Raw genomic sequence first — 1,002 nt, forward strand, 5'->3', positions numbered from 1 at the left:
TCGTAGTCCTGCAGATGGCCGGATTAGCTCATCGCGCCGAATTAGCTCCCGACGCGGCGCCGGCCGAATAGCGTTTCAGTTCCTCGTGAAGGAAATCCGCCACGCGTCGGATGCGCACGCTGGTGCGCACGTCGCGATGCATGGCCAGCCACACCGGCAGCTTGGGCAGCGGCAGACCCGGCAGCACATCCTCCACCAGGGGGTCCCGCTTGGCCAGCGGCTCCTGGCCGAGGCCGATGCCGATTCCCGCCCGCACCGCCTCCCAAAGCACGATCTGGTTGTCGGCCCGGAAGCGAAAACTGTTCCGCGTGACCGATATGCCGAAATGCGTAAAGCCTCGGATCATCTCGTCGCTCCGGTCGAAGCCGATCAGCGCGTGGTCGAGCAGGTCGGCCGGCTCGCGCGGGCGGCCGCACCGGTCGAGATAGGCTAGGGAAGCACAGGCGCAGAGCGCGATATCGCAGACCTTGCGCGCCACCAACTCGTTCTGTGTCGGCTTGACCATGCGGATGGCGATGTCGGCATCCCGGCGCAGCAGGTTCTCGACCTGGTTGGAAGCGACGATCTCGACCTCGATGCCGGGCTCCTCGATGCCGAGCCGATGCGCACCGTCCCTTCGATCGCTTCGACCGAACCCAGCGCCAGCCGTGAAAAAGCGCTCGCCTGCTCGCTCACCGCCTTGCCGCGCTCTAACAGAGTGGCCCCGGCTTCCGTCAGCGCGTAGCCGCTTCGCCCGCGCCGGAAAAGGATGACGCCGAGCGCCTGTTCCAGTTCCGAGATGTGGCGGCCAAGCGTCGGCTGGCTTGCCGACAGCTTTCTCGCCGCGGCCGACAGGCTGCCGGTCTCAGCGACCGTGACGAAGCTCTTGATCAGGTTCCAGTCGATATCAGCCATTCACAACTGAATATCAGAACTGCACACATGGTCAATTTCAATTCATTGGTGAGGCAATCATATTCGGCCTGCAAACATCGATACGCCCTGCAACAAGCCAATCAGGAG

At 63.7% G+C, this 1,002-nt stretch carries 1 pseudogene; it reads right to left on the minus strand.

Annotated elements, in window-relative coordinates:
• Window positions 1-28: 28 nt before the first annotated feature.
• A pseudogene (locus tag FJ980_RS34520) lies at window positions 29-894 on the minus strand (LysR family transcriptional regulator).
• Between the last annotated feature and the right edge of the window lie 108 nt (window positions 895-1,002).

It is taken from the genome of Mesorhizobium sp. B1-1-5 (assembly GCF_006443065.1).
Lineage (GTDB): Bacteria > Pseudomonadota > Alphaproteobacteria > Rhizobiales > Rhizobiaceae > Mesorhizobium.